We start from the raw sequence: 2168 nt of genomic DNA, 5'->3' as shown, positions 1-2168 counted from the left end.
CGGCCCCGGCTGACGACGAGCGCGACCGGGGCGTCGCGGCGCAGGCGGGTGTCCGGCGCGGGGTCGGCGGAGACCACCTCACCGGCCGGCACGTCCTCGGACCACTCCTCGCGGACCTCGCCCACGGCGAGGTTCGCCTCGGCGAGCGCCTTCTCGGCGTCCTCGCGGGTCATCCGCACCAGGGCCGGAACGGCGAAGAGCTCCGGGCCGCGGGAGACGACGAGGGTCACCGTCCCGGACTTGCGGACGTCCTCGCCCTCCCGCGGCCGCGTCGAGATCACCTGGCCCTCGGGCACGGTCTCGTCGTAGGCCCGCTCGGTGCGCACCTCGAGGCCGGCGGCGCCCAGCGCGGTGCGGGCGTCCGCCTCGCTGCGGCCCACGAGGGGGCGCGGGGTGTCGGTGTAGGCCCCCGGGCCCGCCCGGTAGAACCACACCACCCCGGCGGCCAGCGCGAGGGCCAGCACCAGCGCGACCATCGCGACGAGCCAGCCGCGCCGGGTCCGCCCGCCGGGGCCGTAGCCGATGTCGGCCGGGTCGATCCCCTCCGCCAGGGCCGCCCCGGCCGCGGCGGGTGGGACGGGCCCGGCGGGGGCGCCGTCCGCGGCCAGCGGGATGCGCACCGTCGAGCCCGTCCCGACCGACCCCGGGGCCGCCCGCGCCCGCAGCGCGAGGTCGGCGGGGCCCAGCGCGGCGCGGACCCCGCGGACCTCCACGAGGAACTCCCCGGCGTCGGCGGGGCGGTCGGCGGGGTCCTTGGCGGTGGCGTGCCGGACGAGGCCGTCGATCGGGGCGGGCAGCCCGGGGACCAGGGCCGAGGGCGCCGGCACCTCGTCGTAGAGGTGCCGGTAGGCGAGGTTGGCCGGGGTGTCGCCGGTGAACGGTGGTTGCCCGGTGAGCATCTCGAAGAGCAGCACCCCGGTGGCGTAGACGTCGCTGCGGGCGTCGGCGATGCCCCGCATCCGTTCCGGGGCCAGGTACTCGGCGGTGCCCAGCAGGTCGGTGGACCCGCTGGCGGTCGTCGCGGCCGCGGCGGAGCGGGCCAGGCCGAAGTCGGCGACCTTGATCCGGCCGTGGTCGTCGACGAGGACGTTGGCCGGTTTCACGTCGCGGTGCACGATGCCCTTGCGGTGGGCCTCCGCGAGCGCGTCGAGCACGTCCTCCAGCGCGGCCAGCGCCTCGCCCGGGGTGAGCAGGCCCTGCTCGCTGATGGCGTCGCGCAGCGTGCGGCCCGGCACCAGCTCCATGACGAGGTAGGCGACCTCCCCGTCGGTGCCCTGGTCCAGGACGCTCACCACGTGCGGGTTCGCCAGCCGCGCCGCGGCCTTGGCCTCGCGCACGAAGCGCTGCCGGGCGTCCGCATCGTGCGCGAGGTCGCTGCGCAGCACCTTGAGGGCCACCTCGCGCTCCAGGCGCTCGTCCTCGGCCCGGTAGACGACGCCCATGCCGCCGCGGCCGATCCGCCCGAGCACCCGGTAGCGGGAGTCGATGCGGCGGCCGACGAGCGGGTCGGACAGGGTCGCGTCCATCCGGGGCAGTCTAGGCAGCCCGGCGTCGCCCGCCCGGCAACGCCGTGCCGGGCGGGGCGCCGCGGTGTGCGACGGGCCCGTCAGGAGAAGCGGGCCCGCAGGGTCTGGACGTTGGCGACGTAGCGGCGGGTGTCGTCGTACATGCCGCGGGCCAGCACCGAGGCGTTGCCCTGGTAGTACGAGGCGATCGCGATGTCCTCGGGGTTGTTGCGCGTGAGCTGGCGCAGGATCGCCACCCCGGCGGTGGCGTTGTCCTCGGCGTCGAAGAGGTCGAGGTGGCGGCCCACGAGCTGCGAGGCCCACTCCCCGGAGGTCGGGATGACCTGCATGGCGCCGATCGCGTTGGCGTGGGAGACCGCGCGCATGTTGAAGCCGGACTCCTGGTAGGCCACCGCCAGCGCCAGCGCCGGGTCCAGGCCCTGCCGCAGCGCCTCCCGGCGGACGATGTCCTGCATCGCGCCGCGGTCGGGCACGGGCTGGTCGGCCAGGTGCGCGCGGTTGGCGGCGGCCGCCTCGAGCACCGAACCGGCCTTGACCGGTGCCGGGGAGGCGGGCTTGGCCCCGGCCCGGCGGGCGGTCGCCCCGGGCAGGGTGAGGACCTGGCCCTCGCGGATGAAGCCGCGCGCGTCGAGGCCGTTGAGC

At 77.1% G+C, this 2168-nt stretch carries 2 protein-coding genes; both read right to left on the bottom strand.

From position 1 onward, the window contains the following. Positions 1 to 1526 (bottom strand): Stk1 family PASTA domain-containing Ser/Thr kinase (pknB, locus tag ABEB16_RS04175; RefSeq protein ID WP_345711009.1); only part of this gene is annotated, 1526 nt, incomplete at its 3' end. A gap of 80 nt (positions 1527 to 1606) precedes the next feature. Further along, positions 1607 to 2168, bottom strand: a 562-nt coding sequence (locus tag ABEB16_RS04170; protein ID WP_345711008.1) for a lytic transglycosylase domain-containing protein, incomplete at its 5' end; no start/stop codon positions are given.

It is taken from the genome of Kineococcus glutinatus, from assembly GCF_039542765.1.
GTDB classification, from domain to species: Bacteria; Actinomycetota; Actinomycetes; order Actinomycetales; family Kineococcaceae; genus Kineococcus_A; species Kineococcus_A glutinatus.
Note: the sequence above shows the minus strand (reverse complement) of the source record. Positions and strands in the feature narration are given on the sequence as shown.